The 24749-nt window shown below is 41.4% G+C and carries 22 protein-coding genes; all 22 read left to right on the top strand.

Annotated features, from left to right (window positions below):
- Positions 1 to 332: 332 nt before the first annotated feature.
- The 22 genes from KSU66_RS00850 to KSU66_RS00745 all read left to right on the top strand — a co-directional run bounded on the left by KSU66_RS00850 (position 333) and on the right by KSU66_RS00745 (position 24735).
- Positions 333 to 1127 carry an isoprenyl transferase gene (locus tag KSU66_RS00850; RefSeq protein ID WP_329958751.1) on the top strand — a complete coding sequence of 265 codons (795 nt, stop codon included), beginning with the start codon at positions 333 to 335 and terminating at the stop codon, positions 1125 to 1127.
- The gene (locus tag KSU66_RS00845) at positions 1124 to 1918 is read left to right on the top strand and encodes a phosphatidate cytidylyltransferase (protein ID WP_269049515.1); all 795 of its coding nucleotides are present in this window, start codon (positions 1124 to 1126) and stop codon (positions 1916 to 1918) included. Before KSU66_RS00850 ends, KSU66_RS00845 begins: the two co-directional genes overlap by 4 nt.
- Before the next feature lie 15 nt (positions 1919 to 1933).
- A complete protein-coding gene (locus KSU66_RS00840; RefSeq protein ID WP_269049514.1) occupies positions 1934 to 3082 on the top strand; it encodes a 1-deoxy-D-xylulose-5-phosphate reductoisomerase in 1149 nt (382 codons plus the stop codon).
- 45 nt (positions 3083 to 3127) lie between these two features.
- Positions 3128 to 4387, top strand: a complete 1260-nt coding sequence (rseP, locus tag KSU66_RS00835) for an RIP metalloprotease RseP (RefSeq protein ID WP_269049513.1) — start codon at positions 3128 to 3130, stop codon at positions 4385 to 4387.
- Positions 4388 to 4421: 34 nt separating this feature from the next.
- On the top strand, positions 4422 to 6128 hold the full coding sequence (locus KSU66_RS00830) for a proline--tRNA ligase (protein ID WP_269049512.1): 1707 nt from the start codon (positions 4422 to 4424) through the stop codon (positions 6126 to 6128).
- A 67-nt stretch (positions 6129 to 6195) separates the two neighbouring features.
- Positions 6196 to 10521, top strand: a complete 4326-nt coding sequence (locus KSU66_RS00825) for a PolC-type DNA polymerase III (RefSeq protein WP_269049511.1) — start codon at positions 6196 to 6198, stop codon at positions 10519 to 10521.
- Positions 10522 to 10654: 133 nt separating this feature from the next.
- Complete coding sequence (gene rimP / locus KSU66_RS00820; protein ID WP_269049510.1) at positions 10655 to 11137, top strand: ribosome maturation factor RimP; 483 nt, start codon at positions 10655 to 10657, stop codon at positions 11135 to 11137.
- Between the two features lie 21 nt (positions 11138 to 11158).
- The gene (gene nusA / locus KSU66_RS00815) at positions 11159 to 12322 is read left to right on the top strand and encodes a transcription termination factor NusA (protein ID WP_269049509.1); all 1164 of its coding nucleotides are present in this window, start codon (positions 11159 to 11161) and stop codon (positions 12320 to 12322) included.
- Positions 12323 to 12336: 14 nt separating this feature from the next.
- The gene (gene rnpM, locus KSU66_RS00810; RefSeq protein ID WP_269049508.1) at positions 12337 to 12615 is read left to right on the top strand and encodes an RNase P modulator RnpM; all 279 of its coding nucleotides are present in this window, start codon (positions 12337 to 12339) and stop codon (positions 12613 to 12615) included.
- Positions 12612 to 12932 (top strand): YlxQ family RNA-binding protein, encoded by a 321-nt coding sequence (locus KSU66_RS00805; protein ID WP_269049507.1) that lies wholly within the window; start codon positions 12612 to 12614, stop codon positions 12930 to 12932. The genes rnpM and KSU66_RS00805 overlap by 4 nt, the downstream gene beginning before the upstream one ends.
- A gap of 4 nt (positions 12933 to 12936) precedes the next feature.
- Positions 12937 to 15234 carry a translation initiation factor IF-2 gene (gene infB / locus KSU66_RS00800; RefSeq protein ID WP_269049506.1) on the top strand — a complete coding sequence of 766 codons (2298 nt, stop codon included), beginning with the start codon at positions 12937 to 12939 and terminating at the stop codon, positions 15232 to 15234.
- Positions 15231 to 15509, top strand: coding sequence for a DUF503 domain-containing protein (locus KSU66_RS00795; protein ID WP_269049505.1), 279 nt, complete (start codon positions 15231 to 15233; stop codon positions 15507 to 15509). Before infB ends, KSU66_RS00795 begins: the two co-directional genes overlap by 4 nt.
- A gap of 22 nt (positions 15510 to 15531) precedes the next feature.
- Positions 15532 to 15882 (top strand): 30S ribosome-binding factor RbfA, encoded by a 351-nt coding sequence (rbfA, locus tag KSU66_RS00790; RefSeq protein ID WP_269049504.1) that lies wholly within the window; start codon positions 15532 to 15534, stop codon positions 15880 to 15882.
- A 71-nt stretch (positions 15883 to 15953) separates the two neighbouring features.
- On the top strand, positions 15954 to 16868 hold the full coding sequence (gene truB, locus KSU66_RS00785; RefSeq protein WP_269049503.1) for a tRNA pseudouridine(55) synthase TruB: 915 nt from the start codon (positions 15954 to 15956) through the stop codon (positions 16866 to 16868).
- A gap of 18 nt (positions 16869 to 16886) precedes the next feature.
- On the top strand, positions 16887 to 17831 hold the full coding sequence (locus KSU66_RS00780) for a bifunctional riboflavin kinase/FAD synthetase (protein ID WP_269049502.1): 945 nt from the start codon (positions 16887 to 16889) through the stop codon (positions 17829 to 17831).
- Between the two features lie 134 nt (positions 17832 to 17965).
- Positions 17966 to 18235 carry a 30S ribosomal protein S15 gene (gene rpsO / locus KSU66_RS00775; protein WP_269049501.1) on the top strand — a complete coding sequence of 90 codons (270 nt, stop codon included), beginning with the start codon at positions 17966 to 17968 and terminating at the stop codon, positions 18233 to 18235.
- Positions 18236 to 18478: 243 nt separating this feature from the next.
- Positions 18479 to 20602 (top strand): polyribonucleotide nucleotidyltransferase, encoded by a 2124-nt coding sequence (pnp, locus tag KSU66_RS00770; RefSeq protein ID WP_269049500.1) that lies wholly within the window; start codon positions 18479 to 18481, stop codon positions 20600 to 20602.
- A 67-nt stretch (positions 20603 to 20669) separates the two neighbouring features.
- Complete coding sequence (locus KSU66_RS00765) at positions 20670 to 21920, top strand: M16 family metallopeptidase (RefSeq protein WP_269049499.1); 1251 nt, start codon at positions 20670 to 20672, stop codon at positions 21918 to 21920.
- A gap of 57 nt (positions 21921 to 21977) precedes the next feature.
- Complete coding sequence (locus tag KSU66_RS00760) at positions 21978 to 22250, top strand: YlmC/YmxH family sporulation protein (protein WP_269049498.1); 273 nt, start codon at positions 21978 to 21980, stop codon at positions 22248 to 22250.
- Entirely contained in the window at positions 22243 to 23016 is a 774-nt protein-coding gene (locus KSU66_RS00755) for a dipicolinate synthase (protein WP_269049497.1), read from the top strand. Before KSU66_RS00760 ends, KSU66_RS00755 begins: the two co-directional genes overlap by 8 nt.
- Before the next feature lie 12 nt (positions 23017 to 23028).
- Positions 23029 to 23619, top strand: coding sequence for a dipicolinate synthase subunit B (locus tag KSU66_RS00750; protein WP_269049496.1), 591 nt, complete (start codon positions 23029 to 23031; stop codon positions 23617 to 23619).
- A gap of 78 nt (positions 23620 to 23697) precedes the next feature.
- The gene (locus KSU66_RS00745; RefSeq protein WP_269049495.1) at positions 23698 to 24735 is read left to right on the top strand and encodes an aspartate-semialdehyde dehydrogenase; all 1038 of its coding nucleotides are present in this window, start codon (positions 23698 to 23700) and stop codon (positions 24733 to 24735) included.
- Positions 24736 to 24749: the final 14 nt, after the last annotated feature.

Below are 24749 nucleotides of genomic sequence, written 5' to 3'. Positions count from 1 at the left end.
AACAGTTTGAGGACGACCCAATAAGTGCGACTAAAGCTCTGCTATGGCCTAAAGGCTCTGTAATCGCAAGGTTTCTTTTATAACCTACATAAACAGTAAGTTTTTATAAGTGCAACTAAGGCTCTGCAATCGCCAAGTTTTCTTTAATACATCATAAAATATTAAGTTTAAGAATACCTAATAAGTGCAACTACTACTCTGGTGTCGCCTAAAGGTTCGGCAATCGCGTGTTTCCTTTACGTGTACAGTGCATTCAATAGTGAATTTGAGTGTGATTTTTGGTACGATAGAAGTAGGCTTGCTCTGAAAAGTAGCGGAGTGGAGGAAATGACATGCTAGGAAAACTCATGCGCAAGAAAACCGCTGAACCCGACAGATTATTGGCGGAAGAAATAGCAAGTGTGAAAAGCAGGCATATCCCTGCTCACGTGGCAATAATAATGGATGGCAATGGTAGGTGGGCAAAAAAAAGAAACTTACCAAGAATTGCAGGACACCACGAGGGAATGAAGACTGTTCGTAAGATTAGTCGCATTGCAAGTGATATGGGGATAAAAGTTTTAACACTTTATGCGTTCTCAACGGAAAACTGGAAACGTCCAAAATTAGAAATAGATTTTCTTATGAAGCTTCCCGGAGAGTTTTTAAGTACGTACCTTCCGGAGCTAATTGAACAAAATGTTAAGGTCGAAATGATAGGAAATTTTGAACTCCTACCATCTCATACGAAAAATTCAATTCAGCGTGCGATTGATGCGACTGCCGAAAATGACGGCATGACACTTAACTTTGCAATGAACTACGGAAGTCGTCTTGAGCTTATCCAGTGCATGCAGGAAATTGCGAAGCTGGCTGCTGAGGGTAAAATTGATCCGTCGGAAATAGATGAATCACTTATAGAGTCACATTTGATGACATCGCATTTACCGGAACCCGATTTACTTATTCGAACAAGCGGTGAAGTTCGGTTGTCGAATTTTATGCTATGGCAGCTTGCTTATGCTGAATTTTCATTTACAGATGTGCTATGGCCTGACTTTGACGAACAATGTATGGTTAGTGAAATCAAAGAGTTTCAAACACGGGTTAGGCGATTTGGAAGTGTAGAAGGAGATGGGAACACTTGAAAGAAAGAATAATAACCGCAATTGTAGCTTTAATTGTATTTGTCCCGTTTGTAGTCATCGGAGGATGGCCCTTCACACTTATGATTTATGCAATAACAACAATTGGTCTATTTGAATTATTACGAATGCGTGATATTAAACTGTTCTCAGTACCAGGTATACTTACATGGGTTGCGTTAGCAGTTGTGCTATTGCCATCTAGTTGGGAAATTCGCTTGTCTGAGGCAGTTGGGTATACAAAGATAGAACTAGCCTTTATGGCAGTATTGCTACTGCTAGTCGTTACTGTACTTAGTAAAAACAAGTATACTTTTGACCATATTGCCTTTTCGGTGCTTGGAGCACTATACTTAGGTATCGGTTTTTATTATTTAATTGAAACTCGACTGTTTGGCATTGAATTTGTCGTTTACGCACTAATTGTCGTTTGGATGACGGATACGGGAGCCTATTTTGTAGGTCGTAAAATCGGTAAGCGTAAAATGTGGCCAGACATCTCACCCAATAAAACCATAGAAGGTGCTATAGGGGGTATTGTCTCAGCAATTATTTTCGCATGCATATACAATTATTTCATACCTATTGCCTCATCCTATCTAATCCTCGTTGTTGTAACACTAATTGCTTCAGTAGCTGGTCAGCTTGGCGACCTTGTGGAATCAGCGATTAAACGGCATTATGACGTAAAGGACTCAGGAAAACTTTTACCAGGGCACGGTGGAATCCTGGACAGGTTTGACAGCCTCCTTTTTGTTTTGCCATTGCTTCACTTTCTTCAATTTGTCGCATAATGGAAGGGTGTCACGATGAAAAAGAAAATAAGTTTACTGGGAGCCACTGGTTCCATTGGTTTACAAACAATAGATATAATCGAATCTAACCCTGAGAGTTTTGAACTCGTATCTTTTTCAGCGGGGTTGAATATTGATAAAGTAAGAGAAATTGCTTCATTGTTTCAACCGAAGACAATTTCGGTTATGCGGTATGATGATGCCGAACGCCTTAAGGCTGAATTTCCGTCAATTCAATTCGTCCATGGGAATGAAGGCTTGGTTGAAGTTGCAGCGCATACTGGCGCGGATATCTTAGTGAACGCCGTAAGCGGTAGTGTTGGGCTTAAGCCGACATTGGAAGCGATACGTTCAGGTATAACAATTGCAATTGCAAATAAAGAAACATTGGTCGCCGCAGGGGACATTGTAATTGAAGCGGCTAGAAAGTATGATGTTCCTCTATTGCCAGTTGACAGTGAACATTCAGCACTGTTTCAATCTTTAAACGGTGAAAATCCGAAACATATCTCCAGGTTAATCTTAACTGCTTCAGGTGGTAGCTTTAGAGATTTAACTCGGGACCAACTAGCGGACGTCACGGTTGAAGAGGCCTTGGCACACCCGAACTGGTCAATGGGTAACAAACTTACAATCGATTCAGCAACGATGATGAACAAGGGGCTGGAAGTAATTGAAGCCCACCATCTATTTGGCGTACCATACGAGCAAATCGATGTGCTTTTGCATAGAGAAAGTATCATCCACTCAATGGTTGAATTTGAAGATACAAGTGTGATGGCACAACTAGGTTCACCCGATATGAGAGTGCCTATCCAATACGCAATGACCTATCCTGATCGTATGACGATGCAAAATGGAAAAACCCTTCGACTCGAAGAAATAGGTAAACTTCATTTTGAGAAATTGGACCTTACTCGTTTTAAGGCGCTTGGACTAGCTTATGCTGCAGGTAAAGAAGGCGGTACGATGCCAGCCGCGATGAACGCGGCAAATGAAGTTGCCGTCAGCTTGTTCATGGAGGGAAAGATTTCATTCCTTGAAATTGATAATATCGTTGAACGTGTGATGGAATCACATAAAACGATTTCCAAGCCTAATCTTGAAATGATTATGGAAATCGATTCACACACTAGAAAAATAGTGTATGATATGTTAGATTAACGAGGTACTTATATCCGGCCAAAAGGCCAGTTAAGGTGGTTTTGTATGCAAACCGTTATTGCTTTTGGAGTTGTATTTGGTTCGCTCGTCTTTTTTCATGAATTAGGACATTTCCTTTTCGCGAAAAGGGCAGGAATAATGGTACGTGAGTTTGCAATTGGTTTCGGTCCAAAAATTCTCGGGATTACTAAAGGTGAAACATTATACACAATACGACTCTTACCATTCGGCGGTTATGTCCGTATGGCTGGGGAAGATTTTGACTCAGTGGAACTTAAGCCGGGATATCGAGTTGGACTTGACATCGATGACTCCGGTGAAGTTGTGAAAGTTTATTTAAATCAAAATGTAGCAAATCCTAATATACTTTTTTTAGAAACAGAGTCCTCAGATTTTGATAAAGAGCTATTTATCGAAGGCTATGATGAAGATGGTGAACTTGTCCGTTACGATATATCGAGGACGGCAATAGTTGTTGAAAAAGGCCAAGAGACAATTATCGCTCCGTATGATAGACAATTCGAATCGAAATCTGTCTTTAATCGAATCCTAACAATTTTTGCAGGCCCTCTATTTAACTTCATACTTGCTTTCTTTATATTTCTAGCGATTGGACTTCTTCAAGGGGTACCCACACTCGAGCCGATCATTACAGAAGTACAGAGTACAGGTTCAGCACATGATGCAGGCATGAAAGACGGAGACTTAGTTAAAAAAGTTGATGACAAGGAAATAAAAAATTGGAATGACTTTGCGGAAACCATTCAAAATAGTCCTGGCGTTCCGCTTACATTCATAGTCGAACGTAACGAGCAACTGGTCACACTCGAAGTTGTACCTGCGACAATTGAAGAAGCAGGGCAAGAGTTTGGGCAAGTTGGTGTCTTGTATACGAGCCCGATTGAAAAAAATGTCTTTAAAGCAGTCTCTTACGGTGCAGAGCAAACAGTATTTTGGTTCAAGAAAATTCTTGAATTACTTGGTATGCTCGTAACAGGGAAGTTCACAATAGATGCACTATCAGGCCCGGTAGGTATCTATAAGGCAACAGAAGAAGTTGCGAAATATGGTGTTTTCAACTTAATGAATTGGGCTGCAATATTGAGTATTAACCTAGGGATTATGAACTTACTTCCGCTACCGGCATTAGACGGTGGTAGATTATTGTTCTTCTTCCTTGAAGCGATACGTGGAAAACCAGTTGATAAACAAAAAGAGGGAATGGTTCATTTTGTGGGAATCATACTTCTAATGCTTCTAATGCTCGTTGTAACTTGGAATGATATTCAACGTTTCTTCTTTTAAATAGAGTGGAAAAAAATAAGGGGTGGGGATTTTTATGAAACAATCACTTACATTCATACCAACAATGCGTGAAATACCTTCTGACGCAGAAATTAGATCACATCAACTTCTTTTGCGCGCTGGATTTATTCGTCAAACGACAAGCGGCGTGTACTCATACCTGCCTCTAGGTAAAATGGTTCTGAAGAAAATTGAAGCCATTATTCGCGAAGAAATGGATGCTATTAACGGTGTTGAAGTGTTAATGCCAGCGTTACAACAGGCTGAACTTTGGCAAGAATCAGGAAGATGGCAATCATATGGGCCTGAACTATTCCGTATGAAAGATCGTCATAACAGGGATTTTGCGCTAGGTGCAACTCACGAGGAAGTTATCGTGTCGTTGGTGCGCGATGAACTGAAATCGTACAAACAGCTTCCACTAACGATGTATCAAATTCAAACGAAGTTCAGAGATGAACAGCGTCCACGATTTGGTTTGCTTCGCGGTCGTGAATTTATCATGAAGGATGCTTATTCCTTCCATGCTACTGAAGAAAGTCTAAATGAAACTTATGAACATATGTATCAAGCATATACGAATATTTTTACACGACTAGGCCTTAATTTCCGTTCGGTTATTGCTGATGCAGGTGCTATCGGTGGATCAGGAACACATGAATTTATGGCACTATCAGACATCGGTGAAGATACAATCGCTTATTCAGATGAGACGTCTTTCGCAGCGAATATTGAAATGGCGGAAGTGCGAAATGAGTATGTTAAATCTGATGATCCATTGAAAGAGATGGAGAAAGTTGCGACTCCTGACCAACGAACGATTGAAGATGTTGTATCGTTCCTAGGAGTAGAAGCAGAGCGTTGTATTAAAACACTTGTCTTTAATATCGATGGAGAACTCGTGATGGTCCTTGCGCGCGGGGATCATGAAATTAATGATATTAAATTAAAAAACGCTTTAGATGCGGACACAGTTGAGTTTGCATATGAAGGAGACGTTTATGAATTACTATCATGTGAAGTAGGTTCTGTAGGGCCTGTAAAACTCCCTATTGGTGTAAGAGTAATCGCTGACCATGCAGTTGCATCGATTGTCAACGGCGTTGCAGGAGCAAACGAAGACGGTTACCACTTTATTAACACCAACCCAGAGCGTGATTTTGGTGTGGATGATTACATGGACCTTCGGATTATACAAGAAGGTGACTTGACACCTGACGGCGAGGGCACAGTTAAGTTTGCTAAAGGAATCGAAGTTGGACATATCTTTAAACTTGGAACAACGTATAGCGAACCTATGAGTGGAAAATTCCTTGATAATAACGGAAGATCTCAACCGTATCAGATGGGTTGCTACGGCATTGGCGTTTCTCGAATTATGGCAGCTGTTGCTGAAGAGTTCAATGACGAGAATGGTTTGAAATGGCCGAAAAAACTAGCACCATTTGACATCCATCTTGTTCCGATAAATATGAATAATGAAGATCAAAAAGAACTTGCTGATAACTTGTATAAGCTACTAAAATCATACAAATTTGACGTGTTGTACGATGATCGTACTGAACGAGCAGGCGTTAAGTTTACCGATTCAGATCTTATTGGATTGCCAATGCGCATTACGATAGGAAAGAAAGCGGCAGAAGGAATTGTCGAAGTGAAATTCCGTGAATCAGGCGAAACGACTGAATGGCATGTTGAAGAAATCACTGAAAAACTACAAGAATTTTTCGTGGAAAAATAAAAAAGGAGGGAAGGCCGATTATCGGTACTTCCTTCTTTTTTACGGATTACGTAAGGAGGCCCTATCTTTGAGCGATTTACGGGACGAAAAGATGAAATTACATCTATTATTACAGCAAATTGATATGACCGATGATCAGTTCGCAATACATTTCGAAAATGCGTTACTACAACGCGTTAGTATTCACCGAAAATCCAGGGTATGGCAGTTTAATATTAAATTAGACCAACCACTTCCTGTTGAGGTTTTTACAATTTTTTCGCAAAGAATAAATAAAGCCTTTTCTGCGATTGCAACAATCAGATTACAAATTACATGTGAAAATACGGCTGTCGATGAGCAATTAATTGTAGGCTATTGGCCATTCGTTATTGACATGCTTCAAGATATGTCCCCTCCGATTAGGGGAAGACTAACGAGTCAAGTACCCGTTATGATGGGTGAAAAGATGACATTAGTTTCGATGAATGATATGGAAATCCAAACAATGAAAGGCAAGTATGCTGCACTCATTTCAGATGTCTATACATCGTTTGGTTTTGCTATCCCAGTAATTGAATTCGTGCTGACAGAGGATAGTAACGAGGCTGAAGAAGCGCATCAGGCATTTTTAGTTGAACGGAAAGCTGAAGAAATGGAAATGTCTAGAAAGGCGTTAGCTGATTTAACAGAACGCGAACAAAACAAGTCGGAAGACAGCGAAATGCCATCTGGTCCATTCATTTTAGGAAAGCCAATTAAAAATGATGAACCCCTAATGGAAATTCGTAACATTCAAGACGAAGAACGACGTGTAGCAATTGAAGGGTATATTTTCGATGCGGAGGTAAGGGAACTTCGGAGCGGTCGATCCCTACTAACAATTAAAATTACGGATTATACGGATTCTATCATTGTAAAAATGTTTTCACGTAACGAAGAAGACGGAAGATACATGTCAACGTTGAAAAAGGGGACGTGGGTCCGCGCGCGTGGGGGCATTCAAAACGATACGTTCGTTCGCGATTTAACTATGATGGCACAGGACATTATGGAAGTTCCATCTATTGTCCGTAAAGATAAAGCACCTGCAGATAGAAAGCGTATCGAGCTTCATGCTCATACAACAATGAGTCAAATGGATGCAGTTGTTTCGGCATCAGCTCTCGTTGAACAAGCTGCTAAATGGGGACACCCCGCGGTAGCGATAACAGATCATGCAAATGTGCAGGCGTTCCCCGATGCATATTCGGCAGGGAAAAAGAATGGTATTAAAGTGTTGTTCGGTATGGAAATTAACCTTGTAGATGATGGGGTTCCAATCGTTTACAACGAAGAACGCCGGAAGCTTGAAGATGATACCTACGTCGTATTTGACGTAGAAACAACTGGTTTATCTGCAGTTTACAATACGATTATCGAACTTGGTGCCGTTAAGATAAAAGGCGGAGAAGTAATCGATAGATTTGAGCGTTTTTCGAATCCGGGATACCCAATATCTGCACTCATTACGAAATTGACTGGTATTACAGATGATATGGTCAAAGATGCACCGTCAGTGACGGAAGCTGTAACAGATTTTACTGCGTGGATTGGCGATTCTATACTCGTCGCCCATAATGCATCCTTTGATATGGGCTTCCTATACGAAGCACAAAAAAAGGCCGATTTGCCGAAAGTTTTCTATCCAGTTATTGATACACTTGAACTTGCTCGGTTTATCCACCCTGAAATGGGAAATCATCGCCTGAACACACTTACGAAAAAATATAATATCGAATTGACAAATCATCACCGTGCAATTTATGATGCCGAAGCAACGGGCCATTTATTTCTTAGGTTGCTAGAGGAATCGGAAGAGAAAGACATTTTGTACATGGACGATTTCAATAAACATATTGGAGAAGGCGATGCTTACAAGCGTGCGCGTCCATCACATTGTACGATACTTGCTACAAGCGATGAGGGAATAAAAAACCTGTATAAATTAGTTTCTTACTCACATATGAATTACTTCTTCCGTGTCCCAAGAATTCCGCGTTCTTTACTAATCAAACATAGAGACGGCTTGATTATCGGTTCTGGTTGCGCAAACGGTGAGGTTTTCAACGGGCTCATGCAGAAACCGATTGAAGAAGTTGAGGAAATCGCGAAATTTTATGATTACCTTGAAATTCATCCGAAAGCAGTTTATTCGCACCTCATTGATATGGAATTGATTCGCGATGAGTGGAATATGGAAGATATTATGAGGAAATTATTGAAACTAGGCAAAGCTGTTAACATTCCGGTTTGTGCCACAGGAAATGTGCATTATATTGATGAAACGGATGCAATGTTCCGTAAAGTACTTATTCGCTCACAAGGTGGGGCAAATCCGATGAACCGACATTCGTTACCAGCGGTTCATTTCAGGACTACGGATGAGATGTTGAAAGAATTCGCATTCCTTGGCGAGCATATTGCCGAGGAAATAGTAATCGATAATCCACGTGCAATTGCGGCTAGAATCGGTGATGTGAAGCCGATAAAAGATGATTTATATACACCTAAAATTGAAGGTGCCGAAGAAGAAGTAAAAGAGCTAACCTATTCGATGGCGCATGAAATATACGGCGAAGTATTACCCGAAATCGTTGTAGAACGTGTGGAGAAAGAACTTACTTCGATTATAGGAAATGGTTTTGCGGTTGTTTACCTTATATCGCATAAGCTTGTCAAACGCTCTCTAGATGATGGCTATCTTGTAGGGTCGCGTGGGTCGGTTGGATCATCCTTAGTTGCTACAATGATGGAGATTACAGAAGTAAATCCATTGCCGCCGCATTATGTTTGTCCATCTTGTAAAGCATCCGAATTTTTCGATGACGGATCTGTTAGTTCAGGATATGACCTACCGAACAAAGAGTGTTCGGCATGTAATGTGCCCTTCAAAAAAGACGGGCAAGATATTCCTTTCGAAACATTCCTAGGATTTGAAGGGGATAAAGTTCCAGATATTGACCTCAACTTTAGTGGTGATTATCAGTCCAAGGCCCATGATTATACGAAGGAATTGTTTGGAGAAGATTTCGTTTACCGTGCAGGAACAATTGGAACGGTAGCCGAGAGAACCGCTTATGGATATGTCAGAGGATATATGAATGACAATGGTTTAAATCTTCGAGGTGCCGAAATTGATCGTCTTGTTATAGGATGTTCGGGCGTTAAGAGAAATACTGGGCAACATCCAGGTGGAATAATCGTTGTACCAGATACGATGGACATTTATGATTTCACACCAATTCAATTTCCAGCGAATGATTTAGAATCCGCTTGGAAAACAACGCACTTTGATTTTCATTCTATCGAAAACAACTTGTTGAAACTAGATATTCTAGGTCATGATGACCCAACAATGATCAAAATGCTAGAAGACTTATCTGGAATTGATGCACTTTCCATTCCCCCAGACGACGAAGGCGTTATGAAATTATTTAGTGGAACCGAATCCCTAGGCGTCACGCCGGAACAAATTGGCTGTAAAACAGGAACGCTTGGCGTACCTGAATTTGGGACTCGATTTGTACGACAAATGCTTGAGGAAACTAAACCATCTACGTTTTCCGAGCTTATTCAAATATCTGGACTTTCTCATGGGACGGATGTATGGATAGGGAATGCTCAGGAATTAATTAAAAATAAGACTTGTGTGTTGTCAGACGTTATCGGTTGCCGTGACGATATCATGGTCTACTTAATCTATCAGGGCTTGAAGCCGTCATTGGCGTTCAGTATTATGGAGTCGGTCCGACGTGGCCGGGGGTTAACGCCAGAATTCGAAGCGGAAATGCAGGCTCAAAATGTTCCGGCCTGGTATATAGACTCGTGTAAAAAAATTAAGTATATGTTCCCTAAAGCGCATGCTGCCGCCTACGTTCTAATGGCATTACGCATTGCTTATTTTAAAGTTCATCATCCAATCTTATATTATGCAACGTACTTCTCGGTAAGGGCTTCCGATTTTGATTTGCTCACGATGACGAAAGGGTCGGCGACGATTCGAGCGCAGGTGCAGGAAATTAACGCGAAGGGGCTTGACTCAACACCGAAGGAACGGAACTTGTTGACAGTGCTTGAAATTACGCTTGAAATGTACGAACGTGGATTTTCAATCGTGAAGCCGGATTTATATAAATCCGATGCTACTACATTCATTATCGATGGTAATACGCTAATCCCGCCGTTTAATTCAATTCCATCACTTGGAACAAACGTAGCCAAATCAGTGGTCGAGGCAAGAAAAGACGGCGAATTTCTTTCGAAGGAAGATTTGCAGCAACGTGGACGTGTTTCGAAGACGGTTATCGAGTATATGGATTCGCTAGGTAGCCTTGAAGGCATGCCAGAAGCAAACCAGTTATCGTTGTTCTGACGCATTGTTTGCAACACTGTTTACCATATGTTATGATAAATACAACTTTTGTAATAGTCTTGCGCAGAGAGTGGGGTTTCCCGCTCTTTTCTGTTGTTCTATAGTTTATTACTGTGATTTGGGGAGGGATATTATGACTGAAATTACGGAAGTAGTCGAAGAGCTCGTGAGTCCAATCGTAACTGATTTGAATTTAGAACTTGTTGAAGTGGAGTTTGTGAAGGAAGGAAGCGATTGGTTTCTTCGTGTTTATATCGATACGCTTGCAGGTGCTGAGCCTATCGACATCGATCAGTGTGCGCTTGTAAGTGAAAGACTTAGCGAGGAGCTTGATCGTACTGACCCAATCGCACAAAATTACTTTCTTGAGGTCTCATCGCCTGGCGCGGAGCGACCATTGAAAAAAGAGGAAGATTTTATAAATGCAGTTGGTCAGTTTGTTTTTATAAAAACTTATGCACCAATTGAAGGTATGAAAGAGTTTGAGGGTTATTTACTGCAATACGGTCCAGACGGGGCAGAAGTTGAAGTGCGAATTAAGACTAGAAAATTAGTTGTTTTAATTGAACAAAATAAAATTGCCCTTGCACGCTTGGCAATTGATTTTTCTGCATAATTGAATATAGGAGTGATGAGGATGAGTAGTGAGCTACTCGATGCACTAACTGCCCTTGAGAAGCAAAAAGGTATTTCTAGGGAAGTGTTGCTCGAAGCAATTGAAGCGGCGCTTGTAACTGCATATAAACGGAATTTCAATCAGGCCCAAAACGTACGAGTAGATTTGAATTCTGATAGTGGTTCAATGAAAGTATATGCACGAAAAGATGTCGTTGAAGAAGTTGAAGATGATCGTCTTCAAATTTCGTTGGAAGATGCACAGGTTATTAATCCCGCGTATGAAATTGAAGATGTTTATGAAGAAGAAGTAACACCTAAAGACTTTGGTCGAATTGCTGCACAAACTGCCAAGCAGGTCGTTACGCAGCGTGTACGCGAAGCAGAGCGTGGCATGATATATGATGAGTACGTGGACCGAGAAGACGATATTGTAAATGGTATCGTAGAACGACTCGATGCCCGTAATTTATATGTTAGTCTCGGAAAAGTTGAAGCTGTTTTGCCATTAGGGGAACAAATTCAAACGGAAACATACAAACCGCATGATCGGATCAAAGTATATATTACAAAAGTTGAGCGTACATCACGTGGTCCGCAAGTGTTCGTATCAAGAACACATCCAGGATTACTACGTAGATTGTTCGAACTTGAAGTGCCTGAAATTTATGAGGGAATTGTAGAAATTAAAACAATCGCTCGTGAAGCAGGCGACCGTTCTAAAATGTCGGTATATACGAACAATGAAGAAGTAGATGCGATTGGTTCATGTGTAGGTACAAGAGGAGCCAGAGTTCAATCGATTTCAGATGAGCTAAATGGAGAGAAAGTCGACATTGTTGAATGGTCCGAAGATCCAGTGATTTTTGTGGCTAACGCACTAAACCCTTCGAAAGTACTTGATGTTCAAGTGAATGAAGCGGCAAGGTCAACAACTGTTGTCGTACCTGACTACCAATTGTCACTAGCAATCGGAAAACGTGGGCAAAACGCAAGGCTTGCAGCTAAGTTAACAGGTTGGAAAATAGACATCAAAAGCGAAGAAGATGCGCGTGCTCTTGGTATCTATCCGTCTGCACAAAGCGAAGAAACTGCTAAAGTCCTATCAGATTACAATGACGAAGATGAATACTTAGATGAAACTAACAATGAACCAATTGATTTATATAAAGTAGACGAAGACTGAAAGGGTGATTACACATGACGAATATGAAAAAAGTACCTTTGCGTAGATGCGCTGCGACAGGCGAGATGTTCCCTAAAAAGGATCTGATTCGAATCGTTCGTCCAAAAGAAGGGGAAGTATCAGTCGATCTCACGGGCAAAAAATCGGGCCGTGGGACATATGTGTCAAAATCCGAAGAAGCAGTCGAAACTGCACGACGTAATCGGTCAATTGAAAGTCAACTTAAGACAGCTGTTCCTGAAGAGGTGTATGAAAACCTCCTTCATGCGGTCCGTAGGGAGTCGTTGAAATGAATACCGAACAAAAGATTTTGCAAATGCTTGGTTTAGCTGCACGGGCAAGGATGGTTGTGACCGGTGAAGACTTGGCGGTACGCGAAGTCCAAAGCGGCAATGCAAAACTTGTCATTGTTTCGAAAGATGCATCTGCAAATACGATGAAGAAAATTACTGATAAATGTACCTTTTTTAACGTTGAGAAGCATGTTTTTTCAAGTCGAGAAGACCTTGGCCATGCAATCGGGAAAGATTCGCGAGTAATACTTGTGATTTCGAATGCTGGATTTGCTAACAAGCTATCCGAGCTTCTTAACGAATATAACCGGGGGTGAGCGAATGACAAAAGTACGTGTACATGAATACGCTAAACGAGTGAAGAAAACGAGTAAAGAAGTAATCGATGAACTCGAGAAAAATAATGTTACTGTGACGAATCACATGTCAACAATTGAACCATCTGTAATCACAAAGCTAGACAAATCATTTGGCGTGAATACAGAAAGTAAAGCAGCACCACAGGCAAAGAGTACTTCGCCAAAAACTGCTCAGAAAACTACATCTTCAACAACAACAAGTGGACAAAAGCGACCTGCATCAACCGGAACTCCAAGCCGACCAGCAGCAAGTCGTCCTGCATCAACCGGAACTCCAAGCCGACCAGCAGCAAGTCGTCCTGCATCAACTGGAACTCCAAGTCGACCAGCAGCAACTGGTCAAGGGGGACAAACACCACGTCCATCTGGAGGTCGACCAGCATCGGCTGGTCGTCGCGGTGGACGTCCACCAGCACGCGGTATTAACCAAGGTAGAAGAAGATACCGTCCGGCTAATGTACCTAAAGTACAAATGCCATTACCGGAAAAAATTACATTCTACGAATCACTTTCTGTTGCAGAACTTGCGCGCAAATTGGGTCGGGAACCATCTGAGTTACTTAAAAAGCTATTAATGCTAGGCGTTATGGCAACAATTAACGAAGAGCTCGATAAAGATGCGATTGAACTTATCTGTGCAGATTACGGTGTAGACGTTGAAGAAGAAGTACGTATCGACGTTACTGACCTTGAAATTTATTTCAATGAAATAGAAGAATCTGAAGAAGAAGAAGAGGCATCAACTGAAAATCTAGTTGAGCGTCCGCCAGTTATTACGATTATGGGTCACGTTGACCATGGTAAAACAACACTTCTTGACTCGATTCGCCATACTAAAGTAACACAAGGTGAAGCCGGCGGAATTACGCAGCATATTGGTGCGTACCAAGTTGAAAACAAAGGCAAAAAGATGACATTCCTTGATACACCTGGCCATGCTGCGTTTACAACGATGCGTGCTCGTGGTGCGTCAGTGACTGACATTACTATCCTTGTTGTTGCAGCGGATGACGGTGTTATGCCACAAACTGTTGAAGCTATTAACCACGCACAAGCTGCGGGTGTTCCGATTATCGTTGCGGTTAACAAAATGGATAAGCCAGCTGCGAACCCAGACCGGGTTATGCAAGAGCTAACTGAACACGGACTTGTTTCAGAAGAATGGGGCGGCGACGCTATCTTTGTTCCAATCTCTGCTCTTACAGGCGAAGGAATCGATTCATTGCTTGAAATGGTCCTTCTAGTTTCAGAAGTTGCCGAGCTAAAAGCGGATCCAACAATTCGTGCTCGTGGTACGGTTATCGAGGCTGAACTTGACCGTGGACGTGGTTCGGTAGCTACATTACTAGTACAGAACGGAACACTTCGTGTAGGAGATCCAATCGTTGTTGGAAACACGTATGGTCGTGTTCGCGCAATGATTAGTGATATCGGACGTCGTGTACAAAGTGCTGATCCATCAACGCCGGTAGCAATTACTGGACTAAGTGATGTGCCAAAAGCTGGAGATCGTTTTGTTGTCTTTAAAGACGAGAAAACAGCGCGTCAAATCGCTGAATCAAGAGCTGGTGAAGCGATACAAGAACAGCGTGATGTGAAAACAAGAATTACGCTCGACAACTTATTCGATCACATGAAACAAGGCGAAATGAAAGAATTGAACTTAATTGTTAAAGCAGACGTTCAAGGTACAGTTGAAGCAATGGCAGCATCCCTTATGAAAATTGAGGTTGAAGGTGTCAACGTGAAAATTATCCATACGGGTGCTGGTGCGATTAATGAATCAGACATCTCACTTGCAGCAGCATCAAATGCGATTGTCATCGGATTTAACGTCCGTCCTGACGTTAACGCAAAACGAGCGGCTGAAGAAGAGGGCGTTGACATTAGGCAACACCGCGTTATCTACAAAGTAATCGAAGAAATTGAATTAGCGATGAAAGGAATGCTTGATCCCGAGTTTGAAGAGAAGATTATCGGTCAAGCAGAAGTTCGCGAGACAATTTTGGTTTCGAAAATTGGAACGATTGCAGGAAGCTATGTAACAGAAGGTAAAATTTCTCGTGATGCAGGCGTCCGTATTATTCGTGATAGCATTGTAATTCACGAAGGTGAAATCGATGCATTGAAACGATTTAAAGACGATGCAAGAGAAGTTGCAAGAGGTTATGAATGTGGAATTACGATTAAAAACTTTGATAATATTCAAGTGGGCGACGTAATCGAAGCATTTGTTATGGAAGAAATTAAACGAGTATGATTGTTTACGCGGAATGTACCTTCTTCATTCCGATGGCTGCTTCATTAAAAGGGAAGCGATCGGTTTTAAAAAGCATGACGGACAAGGTGAAAAATTCCTATAATGTCTCTGTTGCTGAAATCGAATTTCAAAATCTTTGGCAGCGAACGACAATTGCACTCGTAGCAACAGCTTCATCAAAAGACGCAGCTGAGCGCGAAGTGCGAAGAGCCATCCGATTACTGGAATCAAATCCAGAATGGGAAATGACCGACTCTACAATCGATTATTACTGAATACGAATCGGGGTGACTATCCATGTCAAAGCGTGTAAACCGTGTTGCGGAACAGATGAAGAAAGAACTAGGTGATATTATCTTTCAAAAGGTAAAAGATCCAAGAATTGGCTTCGTCACCGTAACTGACGTAGAAGTAACAGGTGATTTACAAAATGCCACAATCTTCATATCCGTTCTTGGTGATGATTCCGATAAGGAAGCTTCACTAAAAGGATTGAATACGGCAAAAGGCTTTATTCGTGCAGAAATTGGTAAGCGAATTAGGCTCCGTGTAACGCCTGAAATTGAATTTGCATTTGACGAATCTATTGCTTATGGTAGCAGAATCGAATCCTTGCTAACGCAAGTAAATAACGAATCTAAAGAATAATAAATAAAGGAAGTCGGTGTCCAATTGGACTTTCCGACTTCCTTTATTTACATAGAAAATGAGGTTTTAGCATGAACGGGATACTTCCACTATGGAAAGAAAAAGGGATGACGTCACATGATGCTGTGTATAAATTACGCAAAATACTTGGGACGAAAAAAGTAGGCCATACGGGTACATTAGACCCTAGTGTGGAAGGTGTCCTCCCTATGTGTATTGGTCAAGCGACAAGAGTGGCAGAGTATATAACAGACGCGGGAAAAGAATATATCGCTGTCATCTCAATTGGAACAGCAACCGAAACAGAAGATGCTGACGGTGCTGCGGTTGTGTCAGATAACTCCTTTAAAAAATTTAGTCGAAGCGAACTTGAAGAAGTGTTGGCGCAATTGACAGGAGAAATTGTTCAGGTACCTCCGATGTTCTCCGCGGTCAAAGTGGAGGGGCGCAGGCTGTATGAGTATGCTAGAAAAGGCATCGAGGTAGAAAGACCGAGTCGAACGGTAACGATAGACAAACTCGAAATTCTGGACGACGCTGAATATTTTGAAGGAAGCGAGGTTACGTTCCGTTTGCGCATTATTTGCGGGAAGGGAACGTATATCCGAACACTAGCCGTTCAAATTGGTGAATTACTTGGTTATCCAGCACATATGGCATCGCTGATACGCACCGCCTCAGGTAATTATAGAAAAGAAGACTGCCGAACGCTAGCTGAAATAGCAGAATTAAAAGAACAAGGGAAATTGGCCGACTTCATACAACCGCTTGAAGCTGCACTCGAGGACTTCAGATTTTTTGAAATTGAAGAAGATATGCATTTTGACATTATAAATGGGCAAGTATTACCAAAGCATCCTTTATTTGAAGAAGATGAAACACCAATCGTATTTACGCAAAACAGTAAAGCGCTTGCTGTCTATCAAATTCATCCAAGGAAACCACTGCTTATGAAACCGGAGAAAATGTTTCCGGAAAATAGTTAAACGATAGGAGGTAAGAAAATGGACGTGTATGAATTGAGTTATCCTGGGAATATATCAATTGAAAGTGATGAGCAATTTTCCCTAGCTATCGGCTTTTTTGATGGCTTACATAAGGGACACCAGACTGTGATCAAAAAAGCGATTGAAAAAGCTAAAGCACTAGGCATTCGTTCCGCGGTGATGACTTTCAATCCTCATCCATCTCATGTATTGGGAGGTGGCGAGAATAAAATTGGATACATTACACCTTTCGAGGAGAAGAAAAGACTACTTAATTCAATGGGTGTTGATGTGATGTTTGTTGTGGAATTTGACAAGCCGCTTGCCGCACTCCAACCAGCTATGTTCGTCGATCTATTCATTAAAAAAATGGGCGTTAAGCATGTCACTGCTGGATTCGATTATTCATTTGGATCTAAAGGTGCTGGTAATATGGAATCTATGGCGGAACTCGCAGACGGCGTATATGGAACAACAGTCGTTGGTAAGATAACGGATGAGGAAGATAAGATTTCATCGACACGAATCCGAGAACTACTTTCAATAGGAAATGTCGAGGCTGCATCGTTACTTTTAGGCCGTGATCTTCGAACAATTGGAACTGTCGTGCACGGTGAGAAAAAAGGCAGGCAGTTGGGTTTTCCAACTGCCAATGTCAATCCGCCCGAAGGTTGTATTCTACCAGCCAATGGTGTCTATGCCGTTCGATTATTGTTCGACGGCTTATCCTTGGACGGTGTATGTAATGTAGGCGTCAAGCCGACATTCAATAACCCCGATATCAAAGCTCCAATGGTTGAGGTGCATGTTCTGAATTTTGATGAAGATATATACGGGAAAGAAGTTGCGGTCGAATGGGTTGAACATATTCGCGGGGAAATAAAATTTGAGTCACTAGATGCGCTTATTTCACAAATCGGTCAAGATAAGAAGACGGCACAGGAAATCCTAACGTCACGTTAAAGAATTCTTGCTAATAAAAAATGAACATGCTATTATAAAGTAGTACTCATAGTAGTACTAACCACTTCTTGGCATGACGCATCACCAACGTATGCGAGGTAGTCGGGGATATTTAAATATAGGAGGTGAATAGGATGGCTATAACACAAGAACGTAAAAACGAACTAATTTCTGAATTCAAAACTCACGAAAGTGATACAGGCTCAGCAGATATTCAGATTGCTATCCTTACTGAAGAAATCAACAACCTGAACGGACATTTATCAACTCATAAGAAGGACCACCACTCACGTCGTGGACTTTTGAAAATGATTGGTCGTCGTCGTAAACTTCTTAAGTATATGCGCGACAATGAAGTTCAGCGTTACCGTGATCTTATCGCAGCACTCGGTTTACGCCGTTAATAAGATATTACACGAAAGCGGGCCTTGCCCGCTTTTTCTTTTTGTTTCTAAAAGTGAACTAGGCGATAGCAGAGCCGGCATGCTTTAGAATCTAATTGTGATTAAAAGACTGCTTTAAACTTAAACCTTTATGCTGTTAAAAATATGATGATTCGCATAGATGCACCATATTTGTTACACTAATAATATACATACACACACGTAAACATTCCAGATATCTGGAAGATGGAGAGGGGTTCAATAATGACAGAACAAAAAAAGACCTACACAATTGATTGGGCAGGTCGACAATTAACTGTTGAAACGGGTCAATTTGCAAAACAAGCAAACGGCGCGGTACTAATTAGATACGGAGATACAACTGTCCTTTCAACTGCAACAGCTTCAAAAGAGTCAAGAGGGCTAGACTTTTTCCCATTACAAGTCAATTACGAAGAGCGTCAATATGCTGCCGGAAAAATCCCAGGTGGTTTTATTAAGCGTGAAGGTCGTCCTTCTGAAAAAGCGGTTTTGACAAGTCGTCTAATCGACCGTCCAATCCGTCCATTATTTGCCGACGGTTTCCGTAATGACCTCCAAGTTATTTCACTCGTTTTATCAATCGATCATAACAGTTCACCTGAAATGGCTGCAATGTTAGGGTCATCTTTAGCAATAGCTGTTTCGGATATTCCATTTGATGGACCAATTGCAGGCGTTCAAATTGGACAAATTGACGGAGAATTCGTTGTGAATCCTACGCTAGAACAAATGGCGAAAAGTGATCTTGATTTAATCGTTGCAGGTACAAAAGATGCGATCAACATGGTTGAAGCAGGCGCATCTGAAGTAACTGAAGATGTTATTCTTGAAGCGATTATGTTTGGACATAATGAAATTATCCGTCTTGTTGAGTTCCAAGAGAAAATCGTTGCAGAAATCGGCAAAGCGAAAAAGGATATTGTACTTTTCGTACCAGATGCAACATTAAAAGAAGAAATTAAAGCAGAATTCGGAGCTAAACTGACGGATGCGATTCAAACAAAAGAAAAGCAAGCCCGTGAAGAAGCGATAAATGCTGTAAAAGCTGAAGTAACTGAAATTTATGCAATTGAAGATGAGAATGATCCAGATAGAAAGAAACATGTTAAAACGATTTTAAGCGATATGGTGAAAGATGAAGTTCGCCGCCTAATTTCAGATGAAAAAGTACGTCCAGACGGCCGTGCACCAGATGAAATCCGCCCACTAGAATCGCATGTCGGCCTATTGCCACGTGCACATGGTTCAGGTCTCTTTACACGCGGACAGACACAGACGCTTAGCGTTTGTACGTTGGGTGCACTAGGTGAAGTCCAAATTATCGACGGAATCGGTCTTGAAGAATCAAAACGCTTTATGCATCATTATAACTTCCCGAATTTCAGCGTCGGTGAAACAGGTCCAATTCGTGGGCCAGGGCGTCGTGAAATTGGTCACGGAGCACTCGGAGAACGCGCACTTCAAGCAGTTCTTCCAGACGAATCTGAATTCCCATATGCAATGCGTCTCGTAGCAGAAGTACTTGAATCTAACGGTTCATCTTCACAAGCGTCTATTTGTTCATCAACGATGGCAATGTTAGATGCGGGTGTGCCGTTGAAAGCACCTGTAGCCGGAATTGCAATGGGTCTCGTAAAACGTGGCGAAAACTACTCGGTGCTATCGGATATCCAAGGGATGGAAGATGCGCTCGGAGACATGGACTTTAAAGTTGCGGGAACTGCAAAAGGAATTACGGCACTTCAAATGGATATTAAAATTGACGGCTTATCGCGTCAAATCCTTGAAGAATCACTTTCCCAAGCAAAAATCGGTCGCCTGCATATTCTTGAACATATGAATTCGGTGATTTCAGCACCACGTGAAGAGCTTTCTGAGTATGCACCGAAAATCATTAAGGTCCAAATTAATCCAGATAAGATTCGCGATGTAATTGGGCCCGGCGGTAAAGTTATTAATAAAATTATTGAAGAGACAGAAGTTAAAATCGATACAGAACAAGATGGTACGATTTATATTTCATCTCCAAATAGCGCAATGAACGACAAGGCTAGACAAATGATAGAAAACATCGTTCGTGAAGCAAAAGTTGGCGAATACTACATGGCAAAAGTAAAACGAATTGAAAAATTCGGTGCTTTCCTTGAGCTATTCCCAGGTAAAGATGGTCTTCTTCATATTTCGCATATCGCAGAAGGACGTACAGCTTCAGTTGAAGATGTATTAAAACTTGGTGACGAGTTATTCATTAAAGTCATCGAAATTGACAACCAAGGCCGTGTAAACTTATCTCGAAAAGCAGTTCTAGAAGAAGAGAAAAAAGCGCTCGAAAAAGAGAATAAATAATACAGCTTCATCGTATAATCAAGGGCCTCATATTGGGGCCTTTTTTTAATTAAGGGGGAATCGTTGAATGGTTACTAAACACGTTTGCGCAAACGGCGTGAAAATCGTTCATGAAAAAATGCCGCATGTTCGTTCTGTTGCACTAGGTATTTGGATTGACGCGGGTTCTGGAGATGAAATCGAATCCGAGGCTGGAATCGCGCATTTCATTGAACATATGTTATTTAAAGGTACAGCAAAAAGAACTGCAAAGTCGATTGCGGAAGAATTCGATCGAATTGGTGGGGACATAAATGCATTCACGTCAAAAGATACGACGTGTTTTTTTGCGACGGTTTTAAGTGAGCATGCGGAGAAAGCATTAACTATATTAGAGGATATGGTGTTCCATTCAAAGTTGGATGCAGTTGAAATGGACAAAGAGAAATCAGTAGTTCTTGAGGAAATCTCCACGGTGGAAGATACGCCTGATGATGATGTACATGAGCGGCTTTGGGCAACGATGTATCCTAATCATCCAATCGGCAAGCCAATCCTAGGTAATAAAGAAACAATCGCTTCATTTACGAAAGAAACGATTGTAAACTTTATGGATCGGTTATATAAACCTGAGCGGATTGTCATCTCTGTGGCAGGTAATTTTGATGATGGGTTAATTGATTTTATTAGCAACTTGTTTGGCTTAGTTAAATCAAATGGTCATTTAGAACAAAGGCGTGAGACAGTAAAACCGGAATTTCATTCAAATCATTCCCTCAGAGAAAAAGATGTTGAGCAAAGCCATATGTGTATTGGGTTTCCAAGCCTTTCCGAAAAAGACGAGGATTTGTATGATCTGGTCATTTTAGATAGTATTTTAGGTGCCTCAATGTCTTCACGACTCTTCCAAGAAGTCCGTGAAGAACACGGTCTTGCTTATTCGATTTACTCATATTATTCAGCGTATGCGAGTTCAGGATCTTTTATAATATACGGTGGCACTGCACCACAGAAAACAAATGAATTATATCGCGTTATTGACAAGATTATTGATTCATTGGTTAGTGAAGGTGTCACGGATAGAGAAGTAGAAAATGCGAAGGAACAAGTAATTGGTGGTTTTCTGTTGGGGTTAGAAAGTACAGAGGCTCGAATGTTCCGCAACGGAAAAAATGAACTGATACAAATCGCCCATAAAACTCCCGAGGAAATTGTATCCCGTATTCGCGTAGTTAAAAAAGAGAACGTTAATAAAATGGCAATAAAGATTTTAACTCAAAAACGCGCGATTTCAATCATTGCACCTGAAGAAGCTGTAAAAAGTATTGACTTCATTTAACAATCTTTCGGGAATCTATTCATATACTGAATAGAGATAACGGAAAGGAGAATGATCATGCTACTTTCAGAGCTTGCGCAAAAAGAGTTAATCCAAGTTGATGACGGCATTCGCTACGGCTTACTGGCGGATACGGATCTCATTTTTAATGGGAAGACAGGGGATATAATTGGGCTCGAAATAAAGAGACGCAGTGGCCGCTTTTCGTTTAAAGGACGACCGGAAGAGTCTGATGAATTTATTCCGTGGGAAGAAATAGTTCTAATCGGGGAGCACCGCATTCTTTTTAAGAAGACCGGGTCTATTAACGAGGTATTCCTTGATGACTAAAGAAAAATGGTTGTTCATTGGTAGTGATCAACGATTATCCGAATGTAACAGGCTAATGACTAATCGTGGATACGAAAGTCGATCTGTAAAAACAAATGCCTATACGAAGGAACTTAAGTCCACACTTATTGATTTCAAACCGCAAAATATTGTTTTACCTATATTGGAGATGGACGGGTCGATTCCGCTGGAGCTGTTAGGGATCGGGTCGTCTTTTTATACGGGAGTTGTTTCAGAGGAGTGGCTTCGACCGTATAAACAGGGTGGAATTAAAGTGGAGTCATACCTTCAAGAAGAATTATTTATTTGGGAAAATGCACGGATAACTGCTGAGGCTTTTATACTTGCGTACTACTCTGAACTAGGGTGCACGATTGCTGGTAAACGTTTTCACGTGGCCGGATATGGGCGGGTCGGGAAGATGGTTGCGGACGTCCTGGCTTCGCTTGGGGGCGTTGTAACGGTTATGGCTCGCTCAGTTGCACAACTAAGTGAAGCTAAATTGCGTGGTTTTAAAGTCGACCAATTATCGGATAGCGTCAATTTGGTGAATAGTTGTCTTGTAAATACAATTCCAAAGAAGTGGTTTTCTGCCCAAAAAGATACGCCTCTTTTCATCTTTGATCTAGCGTCAGCGCCCGGCTGCCTAAGGGATGCATCGACATTGGAATACTATAGATTACTCCCTGGACTTCCAGGGAAGTATTTTCCTGTCGATGCGGCAATATCTTTAGCGGATGCGCTCGAAAGGATACACCAAAGATGAAAGGGGAAATAAATGTTACAAGGAAAACGAATAGGGCTGGGAATAACAGCTTCCCACTGCACGTATGAAGAAATAATTCCAGTTATTGACTCTTTGATGGACGCGGGGGCAATCGTTGTGCCGGTTATTACTCATTCCGTTTTAACCGCTGCTACAAGATTTGGCACGGGTGAGGAATGGATTGCAAAGATTGAGAAGGCAACAGGTGAAAAGGTGATATCGACAATTGTAGGTGCAGAACCTTTCGGACCAGCAACGCCTGTAGATTGTATGATTATCGCGCCAATGACAGGGAGTTCGATTAGCCGATTTGCCAATGCGGCCACTGATTCTCCTGTTTTAATGGGGGCAAAAGCAACATTGCGTAATGGCAGTCCGGTGCTTCTAGGTATTTCGACAAACGATGCCCTTGGCTTAAACGGTGTTAATATTATGAAGTTACTCAATATGAAAGATATATTCTTTATACCGTTCGGTCAGGATGATCCGATTAAGAAACCGAACTCACTTATTGCCGATTTCTCGTTGATGGTTGAAGCTACGGCTGCAGCGCTTGAAAAGAAGCAACTTCAACCATTATTAGTCATTCTTGATAAAAAGTGAAGGTTCCGACACATTGGCCTTTGTTTTATGTTATAATCTTCCCAATACACTGCATAGATGCTGAAGGGGAGATTTGTTATGAGTAAGGTTAATGTGGCAATTGTTGGCGCAACAGGAGCTGTTGGAACAAAAATTTTGGAGAAACTACTTGAACGTAATTTTCCTTCAAGCTCAATTAAACTATTAGCTTCAAAAAGGTCTGTTGGAAATGAAATCGTGGCTGGCGGTCAACAATTTATTGTGGAAGAAACAGTCCCAGAGTCATTTGATGGTGTGGATATTGCATTCTTTAGTGCGGGTGGAAACATCTCGAAAATGTTTGCAGAAGAAGCAGTAAAAAGAGGTGCAGTTGTGATTGACAATACGAGTGCATTTCGTATGTCAGAAACAATTCCACTCGTTGTTCCAGAAGTGAATCTCGATGCGCTCCGTGAACATAAAGGAATTATCGCAAACCCTAACTGTTCTACCATTCAAATGGTGGCGGCGCTTGAACCGATTCGTGAAAAGTTTGGATTGAATCGCATTATCGTCTCAACGTACCAAGCGGTATCTGGTGCTGGAGTAGAAGCGATTGATGAACTTGAAAGTCAAAGCAAGCAATTTGAAAATCGCGAATCGATAGACGCCAAAATACTTCCGTCTGCGGGTGGAGAGCGTCATTATCCTATTGCATATAATGTGATACCTCAAATCGATTCATTCGATTCTTCTGGGTATACACTTGAAGAACTTAAAATGATAAATGAAACAAAAAAAATATTCGGATTGAAAGATCTGAAGGTCTCGGCAACATGTATTCGAATACCTGTCGTGTCAGGCCACTCGGAGTCGATTTATATTGAAATCGACAAAGAAGGCGTCACGGTTGAAGAGCTACGCGAGACGCTTGTGGGTGTACCTGGAATTGTTATTCAGGATGATATTACAACACAATCTTATCCAATGCCTTTATTTGCGGAAGGAAAAGATGAAGTGTTTGTTGGCCGTCTGCGTAAAGACCCAGATCACCCAGCTGGATTCCATTTGTGGGTTGTATCGGATAACCTATTAAAAGGTGCGGCCTTAAACTCTGTTCAAATTGCTGAAAGTTTGGTTGAATTGAAAACTTTTTAAAATTATGAAGGAGC

This window comes from Sporosarcina sp. G11-34, assembly GCF_026931025.1.
This window is presented reverse-complemented; position numbering and strand designations above follow the sequence as displayed.